We start from the raw sequence: 15,090 nt of genomic DNA on the forward strand, positions 1-15,090 counted from the left end.
AGCGCCGGTGAACTCGCGCTGAAGCGCTTTCCCTTGACAGGGCATCAGGTCGCTCCTACGTTGCGAAAACCTTTTAGGTGAGTTTCCTCGCACGTATGTCAGGCGCATGACACCTCGATACCGCCAACCGGAGAGGGAGCCCATGAAGCGCCTCCTCGTCGCCCTCGTGCTCATCCTGTGTTCCGTCTGTTCCGTCAGCCCGGCCTCCGCCGCGCAGACCATCGGGTTCCCCGTCTTCAACGGGCCCGCGATCCCGGCACCGCCCGTCGCCTACACGCCCGGCGACATGATGCGCAGCATCTACGACGCCGAGAGTTCCGGCACCGACTTCTGGATGGACCGCCTGCTCGCCCGCTCCGGCGACGACCCGGCGGGACCCTGGCTGATGAGCCGGGGGCGGGCACTCTTCATGAAGACCCACAACCCCGCGGTCCTCGGGTTCGGCGGCCATGTCGCCTACTGGGAGAGCGTCAACGACAACAACGCCTACACCGTCGCGATCACCCCGGGCGCCTTCACCGAGCAGGTCTCCCAGCGCCGGCAGGTCCCGAGCCACTGGAGGAGCGTCCACACCAGCGGCTCGATCGCGGTCACCCAGACCAAGTTCATCACCGGGAACAACGTCGCCGTCACCAACCTGTCGATCAAGAACAACGGCGGCAGCTCCACCACCTTGCAGTTGCGGGCGACGTCGCCGTACGCCACCACGGGCAGCGGCAGCGAGCTGACCGGCCAGGTCAACGCCTACAACAACCTCACCACCATCCGGCCGCGGCTCACCGGCGACGGATTCAGCGTCTCGGGCGGCGGCCTCAACCGGTCCGTCACCATCGGCGCCGGAGCCACGGTGACCGCCAAGCTCGTGATGGGCTTCGTCACCGACGAGATCCCCGAGTCGCTCACCGAGTACAACGCCTACGCGGGCTACAGCGACGCCACCGCGTTCGCCACCCACGTCAAGGCCTACAACCTGTGGTGGGCGAAGAACGTGCCCTACATCGACGTGCCCGAGCCCGCGATCAAGAAGAACATCTACTACCGCTGGTGGCTGATGCGCTTCAACAACCTCGACGCCGACATCCCCGGGCAGACCTTCCAGTTCCCGACGTCGACCGAGGGCGTCCTCGGGTACAACAACGCGATCGCGCTCACCCAGCCCATGCACATCGACGACCTCAAGTACCTGCGCGACCCGTCCTACGCCTACGGGGACTGGCTCAGCGTCGGCCAGACCTCCAAGGGCGGCCGCTTCCTCGACAACCCCGGCGACCCGGAGAACTGGTCCAACAGCTACACCCAGTTCATCGCCGAAGCCGCCTGGAAGAGCTACCAGATCCACGGAGGGCAGCCGGCCATCGCCGGCAACCTCGCCCGCTACGCCGAGGGCGACGTCAAGGGCCAGCTCGCCTACTACGACCACGACAACAACAAGCTGATCGAGTACGACTGGGGCGCGCTCACCGGCAACGACGCCGACGCGGTCTCCTTCCACTGGAAGCCCGGCTCCATGGACCGCGCCGAGTCCGCCTACCAGTACAGCGGCGCGCTCGCCGCCGCCCAGGCCTACGAGGCGACCGGCAACACCGCCAAGGCCGCCGAGATGCGCACCCTCGCGACGCAGATCAAGGACGCCATCGTCAACGTCCTGTGGAACCCGGGCCGGCAGCTGTTCGAGCACCGGCTGAAGTCGACCAACGAGTGGGTCCCCTGGAAGGAGATCAACAACTACTACCCGTTCTCGGTCGGCGCCGTCCCCAACACGGCGACGTACAAGCAGGCCCTGCGCCTCTACGACGACCCCGCGCAGTACCCGGTGTTCCCCTTCTACACCGCCAACCAGGTCGACAAGAAGGCGGCGGCCGACGCCGGCAACCCCGGCTCCAACAACTTCTCCACCATCAACTCCACCGTGCAGTTCCGGCTGTACTCCTCCGTCCTGCGCAACTACCCCAACTCGTGGATGAACGCCACGGACTACAAGAAGCTGCTGTACTGGAACACCTGGGCGCAGTACGTCGGCGGCAACACCCAGTGGCCCGACGCCAACGAGTTCTGGGCCGACTGGAACGGCAGCGGCATCGACTACCGCTCGTGGATCCACCACAACATCCTGGGCAGCAGCAACTGGACGGTGATCGAGGACGTCGCGGGGCTGCGGCCGCGCAACGACGCCAAGGTGGAGGTCTCGCCGATCAACATCGGCTGGAGCCACTTCACCGTCAACAACCTCCGCTACCGCAACGCCGACCTGTCGATCGTCTGGGACGACCCGGCCGACGGGGTGGTGCGCTATCCCGGCGTCCCCGAGGGTTACTCGATCTACGTCAACGGCACCCGGGCCGCCACCGTCAACTCACTCGTGCCCTTCACCTGGGACCCCGCCACCGGTGACGTCACCACGAGCGGCACGGTCACCCACCACACGGCCGTGTCCGGACTGCAGGCCCCCCAGCAGGTCGTGCAGAACAGCCCCCGCATGGTCGACATGCTCGCCAAGGCCGGCGTCGACCTCACCGCGGACCTGACCAACCTGGCCGCCGGGGCGACGACCACCGCCTCCTACACCGGCTCCGGCAGCAACGTCTCCGGCGCGGTGGACGGCTATCCCACCAACGAACCCTTCTGGGGCGCCGGCGGGTCCCCCAACAGTCAGGACTGGTACGAACTCAACTTCGGCACGGCCCGCACACTGAACGAGATGCGCCTGTACTTCAAGGACAGCCGCCCGGCCTCGGCCACCTACCGGGCGCCGTCCGCCTACGCCGTCCAGTACCACAACGGCAGTTCCTGGGTGAACGTGCCGGGGCAGAGCAAGAGTCCGGCAGCGCCACGGGCCAACTACAACCTGGTGCAGTTCCCGGCGGTCACCGCCCAGCGCGTGCGGATCCTGGCCACCAACGCCTCCGGTGCCAAGACCGGTCTCACCGAGGTCAAGGCGTACAACCGGGGCGGCGCCCAGCCACCCCAGCCACCGGCCAACCTGGCGACGTCCGCGACGCCCACCGCGTCGTACACCTCCCCCTGGGAAAGCGTCGCCGCCATCAACGACGGCGTGGACCCGCCGTCGTCCGACGACACGGTGAACCCGCGCTGGGGCACCTGGCCGCAGACCGGTCAGCAGTGGGCCGAGCTGACCTGGCCGTCGGCGAAGAACGTCGACAGGGCCGACGTGTACTTCTTCGACGACGACGACGGCATCGACATGCCGGCCTCCTGGAAGCTCCAGTACTGGAACGGCAGCGCCTACGCCGACGTGCCCGGCGCGAGCGGCTATCCGCTGGCCAGGAACCAGTACAACTCCGTCTCCTTCACCGCTGTGAACACCACACGGCTACGGGTGCTGCTCACCGGCAACGGCACCGACTCCGTCGGCCTCCTCGAAGCAAAGGTGTACGGACCGTGACCCGTTCCAGATGCCTGTCCGCGCTCGTCGCGGCACTCCTCACGGCGGTCGCCTTCCTGGTGGCGCCGCCCACCGCCTCCGCCGCCGTCGCGTTCACCTCGACGGGGGTCAACCAGAGCGGCGGCAACTGCCTCGACCTGCCCGGGGGTTCGACGACCGTGGGGGCCCAGTTGCGGGCCTTCGCCTGCGCCGCGGGCGCCAACCAGAACTTCGGGTACACCCTGGTCTCCGGCACCACCGACACCTACTCGATCACCGGGCAGTCCGGCCAGTGCGTCGACGTCCACGGGGCGTCCACGGCGGACAACGCGGCGATCATCCAGTGGCCCTGCCACGGTGGGACCAACCAGCAGTGGCGACTCGTGCCGGTGGCGGTGAGCGGAACCGACAAGACCTTCAACCTGGTCTCCGTGAGCTCGGGCAAGTGCGTGACGCCGAGCGGCGGTTCGTCGGCCTCGAACACCGACCTGGTGCAGCTGCCCTGCGCCACGGCGGGCGGCAGGGTGTGGCGGCTGCCCGCCTTCGCCGGCGGCGGCACGGGGACGAAGACCTTCACCAACCCGCTCTCCCAGCACGGACCCGACCCCTGGCTGACGTACTACAACGGTTACTACTACCTCGCCACCACGACCTGGAACTCGACGGTCACCATGCGCAAGGCGAGCACCCTCGCCGGCCTCGCCTCCGCCTCCGACCAGGTGATCTTCAACCTCACCCGGCCCAACGGCGCCGGCACCATGTGGGCGCCGGAGTTCCATCTGCTCGACGGTCCGAACGGCAAGCGGTGGTACTTCTACTACACCGCCGGGCGGGAGCCCTACGACCTGGGCACCCAGCGGATCCACGTGCTGGAGAGCACCGGGCTGGACCCGATGGGTCCCTACAGCTTCAAGGCCGACCTGCTCGACCCGACCCAGGACGACACCTGGGAGCTCGACCCGGGCATCCTCCAGCTCAACGGACAGCTCTACCTGCTGGGCACGTTCTACAACGGCTCGCAGCCGATGTTCATCCGGCCGCTGTCCAACCCCTGGACGGCGAGCGGCACCCGCCGCGTGCTCTCCACACCGACCTACAGCTGGGAGACGGTGGGCGGCGCGGTCAACGAGGGCGCCGAGGTCCTCCAGCGGGGCGGGAAGACGTTCATCGTCTACTCGGCCAGTCACTGCTCCACACCCGACTACAAGCTGGGCATGCTCACCTACAACGGCGGCGACCCGCTCAGTTCCTCCTCGTGGGTCAAGTCGCCCAACCCGGTCTTCCAGCGATCCAACGCCAACGGCGTCTACGGACCTGGGCACAACGGCTTCTTCAAGTCACCGGACGGCACCGAGGACTGGATCGTCTACCACGCCAACAACTCCACGAGCGGCGGCTGCGACATGAACCGGACCACCAGAGCGCAGAAGTTCACCTGGAACGCCGACGGCACGCCTAACTTCGGCGCCCCGGTGGCACTCGGCGTGACCCTGCCCGCACCCTCGGGGGAGTAGTCGGATGACCCGATCCCGGTTCCTCCCCCTCTGGGCGATGGTGCTCACGCTGATGTTCGGTGCGGTCATGGGCGCCGTCGCGATCGCGCCGCCCGTCCACGCCGCGACGGCGTTCGCCTCCACCGCGGTCAACCGCGGCGGCGGCAACTGCCTGGACGTGCCGGGCAGTTCCACCGCCGACGGACTCCAGCTCATCCAGTGGACCTGCCACGGCGAGGCCAACCAGAACTTCACCTTCACCCCGGTCGGCGGGACCACCGACCAGTACGGCATCGGCACGTCGGCCGGCGGACGGTGCGTGGACGTCAACGGAGCGTCCGGCGCCGACAACGCCACGATCGTCCAGCGGGCCTGCGGCACGGGCGCCGGTCAGAAGTTCCGTCTCGTGCCCGTGACGGTCAGCGGCACCACCGACGTCTTCAGTCTGCAGTCGGTGTCCTCCGGCAAGTGCGTCACCCCCGCCGGCGACTCCTCGGCCTCCGGCACCGGCCTCGTCCAGCTGCCCTGCACCGGCGCCGCGGCCCGGACCTGGCGGCTGCCCGGCTTCACCGGCAGCGGCGGCGGCCCGACCACTCCGCCCACGAAGACCGTCCGGGTGTACTGGCTGAAGCCCTCCGACGTCCCGTTCGACCAGAGGTACCCCGACGGCATCGCCAAGGTGATGCGCGAGGCACAGCGCTACTACCGGCAGGAGCTCGGCAAGACCTTCAAGCTGAACACCACCGTGGTGGAGGTCGTGAACGGCGACCAGCCCCGGAGCTGGTACGAGAACACGCCCAACGGCGGCGACCGCTACTGGTGGGCCGTCACCAACATGCAGAACGAACTCGCCAGGAAGTTCGGCCTGAACAACCCCGACAGCCGCTGGCTGAACGTGGGCGAGATCAGCGCCGAGGGAGAAGGCGCCGGCGGGGGCGCGAGCCCCGGCTGGGTCGTCCTGAGCGGGCACGACGCCGACGGCGCCGCGGGCACCAGCGGACAGTCGATGAACCGCTGGTACGGCGGGATGGTCCACGAACTCGGGCACGCGTTCGGTCTGCCCGACTCGTCCTCGACCGACGGCACACCGATGTCCGCGTCTTTCTACGACTACCCCGACACGCACTTCAGCCAGAGCCAGAAGAACCAGATCCTGGGCGGCCCCTACGGGAGCTTCCTGTCCTGACCCGGCGCGCGGCGGGCCCGCGGGGGCCCCGTGGACCTCGGCGGGGCGTCGCACCGACGCCCCGCCGAGGTGTGTCGTCACGCGTCCCTGTACCGCGGCACTGCGTGCGACACGCTCCCTGTCACGGGGCGCACCCGCCGACCCGCCGGGTGCTGAGCGCCACGTCGTCCATGCGGACGTCGTACGACGAGGGCGTCGGGCCGGCCTGGTACAGCTGCCAGCCCAGCTTGAGCTTGTCGAAGCGGGGGAAGACGAAGTCGTCCGCACTGCCCCCGTGCTCCTTGGTGGAGACGGTCAGATCGGAGCGCTCCACGCCGTCCTGGTACACGGTGACGCGGTTGTCGGTGGCGTCGAGATGGAACTCCACGCAAGCCCAGGTCGCGGCCGTGGCGGGAGCGGAGGTGCGCCACGCGGTCCAGTCCCCGGTGGGGCCGAGATCGGAGCCGACGCCCCAGAAGTTCGCCTGCGAGGTGGGCACGTACTGGCCACCCAACGGGCGTACCAGCGTGGGGTCGTCGGCGCCGGACACCTCGGCGACGGTCCAGTGCGCCCAGTCGGGAGCGGTCGGGAACCCGTCGACGCGCAGCCGCAGCCGGGCCCAGAAACTGTTCCCGGCGGGTGCGAGATCGGACAGGACGAGGAAGGCGCGGCCGTTGCCCTCCGTGTGCAGCCGCAGTTCGCGGCCGTGGCCGGTGCTGCTGGGTTCGACGGTCAGGGAGCCGTCCTTGGCGTCGGTGGTCCAGCCGTGGCCCGCGGTGACCGGACCGAGCGGGAGCCGGTCGAAGTCCTCGCGGACGAAGGTCTTGCGGGAGACGGTGTCACCGGCGGCGCGGGTGGGGCGGTCGGCGGAGGCGGTGGGTTCGGCGGGGCCGGCAGAGGCGGTGGGGGGTAACGCGAGCAGTGCGCCCGATGCGGCCAGCAGGGCGGCCGCGATCTTCCTCATGCGTGTCATGGGCACAGTCTGCAACACCCGTCACGGCGATCACAGAGGTCGCCCGGGTCACCGTGGTCACACGGCCCGCTCTCCCAACGCCGCCCCTTCCAGGGCCGGTTGGGGGACGTCTGCTTCGGCCGGGCCCGCCGTCGGCTTACGGATCAGCAGCAGCGCCGCGTCGTCGTGCAGCCGTCCGCCGACATGCGTCAGCAGTTCCTCGTGGATCGAGTCGAGCGTGCGCGCCGGCTCGTCGCAGAGGTGGCGGGACAGTCCTTCGGCGAGCGGGTAGAACTCCCGGTGGCGATCGCGGGCCTCGATGACGCCGTCCGTGTAGAGCAGCAGTTGGTCCCCGTCGGCGAACGGCAGCACCTGGCGGTCGGGCCGCTGGTCGGAGAGGGCGCGCAGGCCGAGGGGCGGGGCCGGGTGGGGGCTCTCGACGGCCACGACGTCCCCGGACGAACGCACCAGCAGCGGCGGCGCGTGTCCGCAGTTCACCACTTCCAGCTCCCCGGGGCGCGGGTGCCCGGCGACGACGGCGGTGACGAAGTCGTCGGCGCCGAGGTTGCGTGCCAGGCTCCGCTCGATCCGGTCGACGACGGCGAGGAGATCGGGCTCGTCGTAGGCGGCCTCGCGGAAGACGCCGACCACGAGGGCGGCCGTCCCCACGGCGGGCAACCCCTTGCCCCGCACATCGCCGACGATCAGGCGGACGCCGTAGGGGGTGGGCACCAGCGCGTAGAGGTCCCCGCCGATCCTCGCCTCCGCGGCGGCGGCGCTGTAGCGGACGGCCACCTCGAAGGGCCCGACCGTGGCGGGGACCGGCTTCAGCAGGGCGTGTTGGGCGGCCTCCGCGACGGAACGCACGTCGGCGAGCACCCGCTCCCGGCGTGAGCGCAGCGCGCCGGCGAGGGCGCTCGCCAGGGTGACGGCCAGCAGGGCGGCCAGCACGGCGGCCAGCTCCGGGCCGGGCGCGCCGTCCCGGGCGCCGAGCGTCGTACCGAGCACGGCGGCCAGGAGTCCGACGCAGAGAACGCCACGCGGCCCGTTCGTGGTGGCGGCCAGCGCCGGTCCGGCCGCCAGCAGGGGCAGCCAGGTCATCCCCGCTCCGCCGACGAGATCGACGAGCACGACGACGAAGACGATCAGGACGGGCAGGAGGGGACCTGCCGGTCGGTGTCCGAACAGCCGCGTCGGGATGGGCTCGCCGCCATGGTTCCGGGCCTGACTCATGCTGGGTATGCAGTCCTCACCGTGCCCCGGGGCACATCACATATGTCCGTTTCCTCTAGGAAACGGGAGGCCTGCCATCGCTCACAAGGCGCAGCTTTTCAGATAATGAACGATCAGGCGCGCAGCGAAAGAGTCCTGGTCACGCGGTTCGCGGTGGGGATCAGCCGGTCCCGGACCTGCTCGATCCGGGACAGCCGGTCGGCGGGCAGGGAGACGCCGAGCGAGCCGATGACGTCACCGCTGTAGACGGGGACGGCGACGCAGACCGTGCCGAGGGCGTACTCCTCCAGATCGGTGACGGCCGGGGCCACGGGCGAGGCGTCCAGCCGCCGGATCAGTTCCGGAGCGCTGGTGATGGTCCTCGGGGTGAGGTCGGCGAGCTGGTGGCGGGAGAGGTAGTCCCGGCGGGCGTCGTCGTCCATCTCCCGCAGGACGGACTTGCCGAGGGCGGTGGCGTGCCCCGCGTCCTCGAAACCGACCCACAGGTCCACGCGGGGCGTCCGGGGGCCGTCCACGATCTCGGCGACCCGGATCTCGCCCTCCTCGTAGAACGTGAGGTAGGCGGCGGTCGTCAGCTCGTCCCGCAGCGCGGCGAGCGTCGGACGGACCCGGCTGAGCAGCGCCTGGCCGCGGCCCGCGGTGTGCAACGTCTGCAGTCTGTCGCCGAGGATGAACCCGCCGTCCTGGAGTTTTTGCAGGTAGCCGTCGTGGACCAGGGTCCGCAGCAGGTGGTAGGCGGTGGCCAGGGGCAGCCCGGACTCCCGCGCCAGCTGTTTCGCCGGCGCACCGTTCTCGTGCTCGCTCACCGCCTCCAGCAGACGGAACGCCCGCTGCACGGAGGTGATGAGCGTGGGGCCGTCCCGCGCACTCATACGACCAGCGTGCGCCTGGCGGACCGGGCAGGCAAGACACGAGGCCGCCCGCCCCGTCGTGACGCCGCCGGTTCCGGCGCGCGCACCGGCCGTCGCCGTCACCCGGCGAACGCGGACGCCGGGAACTCCGCCGACTCGCTCAGCTCGGCCCAGACCGTCTTGCCGCGACGGGCGTGGCGGGTGCCCCAGTGCTCCGCCAGCTGGGCGACCAGCAGCAGGCCGCGTCCGCCCTCGTCGGAGACCCGGGCCCGGCGCAGGTGCGGAGTGGTGTTGCTGCCGTCGGAGACCTCGCACAGCAGTCCGCGGTCGTGGATGAGGCGCAGCCTGATCGGGGGCCGGCCGTAGCGGATCGCGTTGGTGGCCAGTTCGCTGACCACCAGCTCGGCGGTGAAGGCGAGCTCCTCCAGACCCCACTCGCCCAGCTGCCGGGAGACGTCCGAACGGGCCCGGGCGACGGCGGCCGGGTCGGCGTCCAGATCCCAGGTGGCGACCTGGCGTGCGCCGAGGGCGTGGGTGCGCGCGAGGAGGAGGGCGACGTCGTCGTCCGGACGGTCGGGCAGCATGGTTTCGAGGACGCTGTCGCAGATCGCCTCCAGGGAGGCCTCCGGCCGGGCGAGGGCGTGGCGCAGCCGCGTGAGCCCCGCGTCGACGTCATGGTCGCGGGCCTCGATCAGTCCGTCGGTGAACAGGGCGATCAGGCTGCCCTCCGGCAGTTCCACCTCCGTCGCCTCGAAGGGCAGGCCGCCCAGCCCGAGCGGCGGCCCGGGCGGCAGCTCCAGCAGCTCGACCGTCCCGTCCCGGTTCGTCAGGGCCGGCGGGACGTGGCCGGCGCGGGCCAGGGTGCACCGGCGGGAGACGGGGTCGTAGACGGCGTACAGGCAGGTGGCCCCCGTCTCGCCGAGGTATTCGTCCGGGTCCCCGTCCGGGTCGTCGGAGGCCTCGCCGGAGGGGCGCAGAACCACGTCGTCCAGGTGGGTGAGGAGTTCGTCGGGCGGCAAGTCGATGTCGGCGAGGGTGCGCACGGCGGTCCGCAGCCGGCCCATGGTGGCGGCGGCGTGGATGCCGTGGCCGACCACGTCGCCCACCACGAGGGCGACCCGGGCCCCGGACAGCGGGATGACGTCGTACCAGTCGCCGCCCACCCCGGCCTGGCCGCCGGCCGGACGATATCGGTGGGCGACCTCCACGGCCGACTGCTGGGGGGCGTGCCGCGGGAGCAGACTGCGCTGCAGGGTGAGCGCGGTGGCGCGGGCATGCGTGTAGCGGCGGGCGTTGTCGACGGCGATGGCCGCCCGGGCGGCGATCTCCTGGGCGAGCAGCAGGTCCTCGTCGTCGTAGAGGTCGGGGGTGCGGTGCCGGCAGAACTCGGCGACGCCCAGCGTGCTGCCGCGGGCGCGCAGCGGCACCACCAGGGTGGAGTGGATGCCGCGCCCGTCCAGGCTTTGGCCGCCGTGGTGCCGGGAGGGCCGTCCGGTGGCCAGGGCGCGCGCCGTCGGCGATCCGTCGACGCAGGTGGTCAGCTGCCACGCGGCGACGGCGGGGGGCTGCGCGTCGCGTGCGGCCGCGGGCGCCCGCGCGACCCGGCGCACGGCGAGCCGGTCCTGACCCGGGGTGTCGTCGCCGTGCAGCGCGGAGTCCAGCAGGTCGACGGTGACGAGGTCCGCGAACCGCTCCGCGGCGAGGTCGGCGAGCTCCTGGGTGGTGCGGGCGACGTCCAGCGTGGTCCCGATGCGCACGCCCGCCTCGTTCACCATCGCCATTCGCCACTGGCGCCGGCGGTCGCGCTCCTCCTGGAACGCGACGACGTCCTGTTCCGAGGTGCGGTCGACGTACCCGGTCGTCGTCGCGATCACGTACCGGGTCGCCCTGGTGACCAGGGGGGCGTCGGCGGTGAACCGGGGCAGCTCCCCGATGAGCCGGTCGAGGACGACGCCCTGCGCCAGCCGGAAGGCCCGCAGCATCGTGTCCAGGGACAGACCGTACCGGGCCAGGCGGCGGGAGCGCTCCAGGGCGGCCGAAGGCACTTCGATCAGCTCCGGCTCGACCGAGTGCGCGAGGGCGGACAGCCCGGCCACGATGTACTCGGCGACGTTCTGCGACACCGTGCGGGCGATCTCCGGAGTCTCCCAGAGCGCGGGAAGCTCCCGTCGCAGAGCCTTCTCCACGTCGGCGATCACCTCGTCCGCCCGCGCGCCGAGCTCGCGCGCGACGCGGGACACGAGACGGTCGGCCTGGTCGTCCACCCTTCCGACGGTACGCCGTATGCGGGCGCGGGCCCCGCCGGGCGACGGGCGGCAGACGGCGGGCGGCAGACGCCGGGGCGCAGACGGCAGACGGCGGGCGGCGGGCGGCGGGGCGCAGACGGCGGGCTGCGGGCCCGCCTCACAGCGCGCGGCGGTGGGTCCGGGGCCGTCGGACCGGTGGGGTGACTGCCGGCCCGGGCGCCCCCGGGGGCAGGATGGGGGCATGAGCGTAGTCAAGATCAACGTACTGACCGTCCCGGCAGAACAGCGGGAGACCCTCGAGAAGCGCTTCGCCGCCCGCGGTCACGCCGTCGAGAACTCCGACGGCTTCGAGTGGTTCGAGCTGCTCCGGCCGGTGGAGGGCACCGACACCTACCTCGTCTACACGCGCTGGCGTGACGAGGAGTCGTTCCGCGCGTGGGCCGAGGGCCCGATGAGGGCGGCGCACCAGGGCGGCTCGGAGGGGGAGCGTCCCAAGCCCGCCGCCTCGGCCTCCACCCTCTGGTCGTTCGAGGTCGCCCAGCAGGTGACGCCCAAGGGGGCGTAGCTCCTCACCGCAGGACCGGACGGGCGCGGCGGCCCGCACGGGCCGGCGGCTCCGCGCCCGCCGGCCGCGGTGCACTGCTGCTCCGGCGGGCGTCGGCGCGCCCGGCCGCGATCGCGGTCCCGCGCGGGCCTATGGGTGTGGTCCCCCCGCGGGCCGGCCCGCGGGGTGCGGTTGCCGCGCGGCGCGGACGCTGTCACCACGGGAGGTTGCGCAGATACGTGTCCACGCGTTCGCGGTCCCAGACTCCGTCGGCGACGATCACGCGGTAGCGGTAGGCGAAGGACTCGCCCGGCGGCAGCGCGAACTCCTCGAAGAACGCCCAGGAGAACGCGACCGTCGGGGTCGGTTCGGAGCGCACGAACCAGTGCGACTCGTGGATGGCCCTCCGCTCGTCGAGGTTCTCGGGCGCGTGGGCGAAGACGAGCGTGGAGTGAGCGTCGACGTCGTCGTGCTCGGCGGTGAAGGCGAGCCACGGGCCCTGGGCGCCCATCAGCTTCGCGGCGCCGGCGTCCGCCTCGACGTCCGGGGCGAACACCGCGCCGCCGGTGAAGTCGCGCGGGCCGCGCCACTGCAGGCCGGTGTAGCCGGCGGGTTCGCGGCCGGCGGTGGTCGGGGAGCCGAAGACGAGCGGTGCGTCGCGGATGTTGGTGAGCCGGATCGACCAGTCCAGCGCCCACGCTCCCACCGCTTCGTCGACGGAGTGGACGGTGAGGCCCCGCTGCTCGCGCGCCCATTCCTCGCCGCCGTGCGTGACCCAGGTGAGCTGCTCGGTGACGGCGAGCCTGTCGTCCGTCACCGTGAACGCGGGGAAGCCGTCGTGCCGCATCGAACCGACGCGTTCGGGCAGGGCCAGGTAGCCGCGGCCGTGGACGTAGGAGTTGCCACCCCAGAAGTTCTGGCCGGACAGGTGGCTCGCCGTCATCTGCAGGCCTTTGTGCCAGCGGTGGTCACTGGGCCGGTAGCCGGTCACAGTGCGGCCGGCGAGGGTGCGCACCGGGTGCGCGTACGGTTTGGGCGACTCGAACGCGTCGGGGTCGGGACGGTACACGTACCGGAAGATCTCCGTCCCGTCCGCCGCAGCGACCGCGATGTGCTCGCCGCACGCGTGACTGACTCGGATGCTCATGCGCGCTCCTCAGGGCCCGTTGCATGGTCGCCATGTGGGTGACGGAGCGGAGAAAGCGCTTGCCCCCGTGAGGCGACCCTACGGGCGCGGCGAATGTCAGGACAACCCCTGTGTCCGAATGCGGCGAGCGCCTTCACGGAATCATCGCGCTCTGGCACGTCCCTCGTCCCGGGGCGAAGGACGGCCCGCGGGGTCACCGGCCCCGGGCGAAGGACGGCCCGCGGGGTCACCGGCCCCGGGCGAAGGGCGGCCCGCGGGGTCACCGGCCCCGGGCGGGGAGCGGGGCGGCCGGCCGGTTCACGGTGCCGGCCGCCCGTCGGCTCGACTCCCTCCGTCGGCCGAGTACCATCGACGTCACCCTCGGGAAGGGAGGAGCCCCCGTTGTCTCTGACGGACAGGGCCATCGAGCAGATCCGTGAGCTCATCCGCACCGGCGCTCTGCCCCCGGGGTCGAAGCTCCCCCCGGAACCGGACCTGGCCGCCCAGCTCGGACTCTCCCGCAACCTCGCCCGCGAGGCGGTCAAGGCGCTGGCCGTGGCCCGGATCCTGGAGGTCCGGCGCGGCGACGGCACCTACGTGACCAGCCTGCAGCCGAGTCTGCTACTGGAGGGGCTCGGCGGGGCGGTGGAGCTGCTGCAGGGCGACTCGGCCGCGCTGCAGGACCTCATGGAGGTGCGGCGGCTGCTCGAACCGGTCGCCACCGCACTGGCCGCCACCCGGATCTCCGACGACCAACTGGCCGAGGTCGAGCGGCACTTGGATGCCATGAGAGCGGCTCGCGACGACGTGGAGCTGCTCAACGCGCATGACGCGTCCTTCCACCGCGCCGTCGTGGCCGCGACCGGCAACGAGTCACTGCTCGCCCTGCTCGAGGGCGTCTCCGGCCGTACGCTGCGCGCCCGCATCTGGCGCGGCCTGGTCGACGACCAGGCCGCGGGCCGCACCCTCGCAGAGCACGAGGCGATCTTCCACGCGCTGGCCGCACGCGACGCAACCCTCAGCCAGGCCGCCGCCCTGTTGCACGTGAGCACCACCGAAGGGTGGCTGAGAGAGCACCTGCGCACGGACGGAGCGCCCGGCCCGGCGGTCCGGCCGTCTGAGGCCCCGGCCGTCTGAGGCCCCGGCCGTCCGAGGCCCCGGCCGTCCGAGGCGCCGGCCGTCCGAGGCGCCGGCTCAGCCGCCGGACGGGGCGAGCACCACGAAGTCCGCTTTCGACGGGTCGAGACAGACGGCCAGCCGACCGACGCCCGGCATGTCCGCCGGGCCCATCTGCACACTGCCGCCGTTCCCGGTGACGGCGGCGACCGCGGCGTCGCAGTCGGCGACGGCGAAGACCGGGTGCCAGTAGGGCCGTCCGTCCGCCAGGGCGAGGTCCTGCGCGCGGACCTGCATGACGCCACCCTGCATGCGCTCCTCGGGCAGCCCCTCCGGCGTGACGAGGGAGTACTCACCGCCTCCCCCGGGCAGATCCATCGGGCTGAAACGCCAGCCGAACACACTGCCGTAGAACTCCTTCGCCGCCGGGGCGTCGGTCGTGTACAGCTCGGTCCAGCACAGCGAGCCCGGCTCGTCGACGAGCTCGAAACCTGCGTTCCTCCCCGGCTGCCAGACCGCGAACTGACCGCCCAGCGGGTCGCTGTACTGCGCCATCCGGCCCCAGTCTCCGAGGTCCCTGGTCGCCAGCCGCACGGTACCGCCCACACGCTCGACGGCCCGGGTCGTGGCCTCCGCGTCGGTGACCGTGTAGTAGATCATCCAGGCGGAGCGGGCCCCCTCCTCGGTCAGCTTGCCGAGCCCGGCGACGGTCTTGCCGTCCTTCTGGAACATGCCGCCTTCGGCGTCCTGCCCCTCCATGGGCTCGTACCGCCAGCCGAGCACAGCGCCGTAGAAGGCCGCGGCGGCCGGGACGTCCGGGGCGCCGAGGTCGAGCCAGCAGGGGGCGCCGGGGGTGGGGTCGGTGGTCATCACGGCGTCGCCCTTTCGCAGATCCGTCAACGTCCTCAGCGTGGCACCGCGCTCCGGCGACCGCGCGTCGGCCGCAGCGGGCCGGGGACCGAACGGGTGGTTCGCCTCGCCC

At 71.7% G+C, this 15,090-nt stretch carries 11 protein-coding genes; 5 read left to right on the forward strand and 6 right to left on the reverse strand.

Going from position 1 to position 15,090, the window contains the following annotated elements; translation table 11 throughout:
* Positions 1-142 precede the first annotated feature (142 nt).
* Genes OHS82_RS04955 through OHS82_RS04965 form a run of 3 tightly spaced genes read left to right on the forward strand, consistent with a single transcriptional unit; the run spans position 143 to position 6,061 of the window.
* Positions 143-3,403 (forward strand): discoidin domain-containing protein, encoded by a 3,261-nt coding sequence (locus OHS82_RS04955; RefSeq protein WP_199863716.1) that lies wholly within the window; start codon positions 143-145, stop codon positions 3,401-3,403.
* Positions 3,400-4,896 carry a family 43 glycosylhydrolase gene (locus OHS82_RS04960; protein ID WP_328433365.1) on the forward strand — a complete coding sequence of 499 codons (1,497 nt, stop codon included), beginning with the start codon at positions 3,400-3,402 and terminating at the stop codon, positions 4,894-4,896. The genes OHS82_RS04955 and OHS82_RS04960 overlap by 4 nt, the downstream gene beginning before the upstream one ends.
* 4 nt (positions 4,897-4,900) lie before the next feature.
* On the forward strand, positions 4,901-6,061 hold the full coding sequence (locus tag OHS82_RS04965) for an RICIN domain-containing protein (protein ID WP_057576777.1): 1,161 nt from the start codon (positions 4,901-4,903) through the stop codon (positions 6,059-6,061).
* Positions 6,062-6,182: 121 nt separating this feature from the next.
* Here OHS82_RS04965 and OHS82_RS04970 read toward each other — a convergent pair whose 3' ends face one another.
* The 4 genes from OHS82_RS04970 to OHS82_RS04985 form a co-directional block, all read right to left on the reverse strand.
* Positions 6,183-7,013 carry a hypothetical protein gene (locus OHS82_RS04970; RefSeq protein WP_328433366.1) on the reverse strand — a complete coding sequence of 277 codons (831 nt, stop codon included), beginning with the start codon at positions 7,011-7,013 and terminating at the stop codon, positions 6,183-6,185.
* Between the two features lie 57 nt (positions 7,014-7,070).
* Complete coding sequence (locus OHS82_RS04975) at positions 7,071-8,225, reverse strand: PP2C family protein-serine/threonine phosphatase (protein ID WP_328433367.1); 1,155 nt, start codon at positions 8,223-8,225, stop codon at positions 7,071-7,073.
* A 113-nt stretch (positions 8,226-8,338) separates the two neighbouring features.
* The gene (locus OHS82_RS04980) at positions 8,339-9,097 is read right to left on the reverse strand and encodes an IclR family transcriptional regulator (protein WP_057576773.1); all 759 of its coding nucleotides are present in this window, start codon (positions 9,095-9,097) and stop codon (positions 8,339-8,341) included.
* A 98-nt stretch (positions 9,098-9,195) separates the two neighbouring features.
* The gene (locus OHS82_RS04985; RefSeq protein WP_328433368.1) at positions 9,196-11,340 is read right to left on the reverse strand and encodes an ATP-binding SpoIIE family protein phosphatase; all 2,145 of its coding nucleotides are present in this window, start codon (positions 11,338-11,340) and stop codon (positions 9,196-9,198) included.
* 223 nt (positions 11,341-11,563) lie between these two features.
* Here OHS82_RS04985 and OHS82_RS04990 point away from each other — a divergent pair, with 223 nt between their 5' ends.
* On the forward strand, positions 11,564-11,887 hold the full coding sequence (locus OHS82_RS04990) for an antibiotic biosynthesis monooxygenase family protein (RefSeq protein WP_057576769.1): 324 nt from the start codon (positions 11,564-11,566) through the stop codon (positions 11,885-11,887).
* Positions 11,888-12,080: 193 nt separating this feature from the next.
* On the opposite strand, the gene OHS82_RS04995 is transcribed toward OHS82_RS04990, so the two are convergent.
* A complete protein-coding gene (locus tag OHS82_RS04995; RefSeq protein WP_057576768.1) occupies positions 12,081-13,013 on the reverse strand; it encodes a PmoA family protein in 933 nt (310 codons plus the stop codon).
* A gap of 381 nt (positions 13,014-13,394) precedes the next feature.
* Between OHS82_RS04995 and OHS82_RS05000 the strand changes: the two genes are divergently transcribed.
* Positions 13,395-14,129 carry a FadR/GntR family transcriptional regulator gene (locus OHS82_RS05000; RefSeq protein ID WP_328433369.1) on the forward strand — a complete coding sequence of 245 codons (735 nt, stop codon included), beginning with the start codon at positions 13,395-13,397 and terminating at the stop codon, positions 14,127-14,129.
* Positions 14,130-14,186: 57 nt separating this feature from the next.
* Here the strand turns inward: OHS82_RS05000 and OHS82_RS05005 are convergent, their stop codons facing one another.
* Complete coding sequence (locus OHS82_RS05005; RefSeq protein WP_328436022.1) at positions 14,187-14,981, reverse strand: VOC family protein; 795 nt, start codon at positions 14,979-14,981, stop codon at positions 14,187-14,189.
* Positions 14,982-15,090: the final 109 nt, after the last annotated feature.

The sequence above is a fragment of the Streptomyces sp. NBC_00425 genome (genome assembly GCF_036030735.1).
Lineage (GTDB): Bacteria > Actinomycetota > Actinomycetes > Streptomycetales > Streptomycetaceae > Streptomyces.

Coding starts and splice junctions, on each gene's coding strand:
- OHS82_RS04955 (WP_199863716.1), top strand. CDS start 143: ATGAAGCGCCTCCTCGTCGCCCTCGTGCTCATCCTGTGTTCCGTCTGT.
- OHS82_RS04965 (WP_057576777.1), top strand. CDS start 4,901: ATGACCCGATCCCGGTTCCTCCCCCTCTGGGCGATGGTGCTCACGCTG.
- OHS82_RS04970 (WP_328433366.1), bottom strand. CDS start 7,013: ATGACACGCATGAGGAAGATCGCGGCCGCCCTGCTGGCCGCATCGGGC.
- OHS82_RS04975 (WP_328433367.1), bottom strand. CDS start 8,225: ATGAGTCAGGCCCGGAACCATGGCGGCGAGCCCATCCCGACGCGGCTG.
- OHS82_RS04980 (WP_057576773.1), bottom strand. CDS start 9,097: ATGAGTGCGCGGGACGGCCCCACGCTCATCACCTCCGTGCAGCGGGCG.
- OHS82_RS04990 (WP_057576769.1), top strand. CDS start 11,564: ATGAGCGTAGTCAAGATCAACGTACTGACCGTCCCGGCAGAACAGCGG.
- OHS82_RS04995 (WP_057576768.1), bottom strand. CDS start 13,013: ATGAGCATCCGAGTCAGTCACGCGTGCGGCGAGCACATCGCGGTCGCT.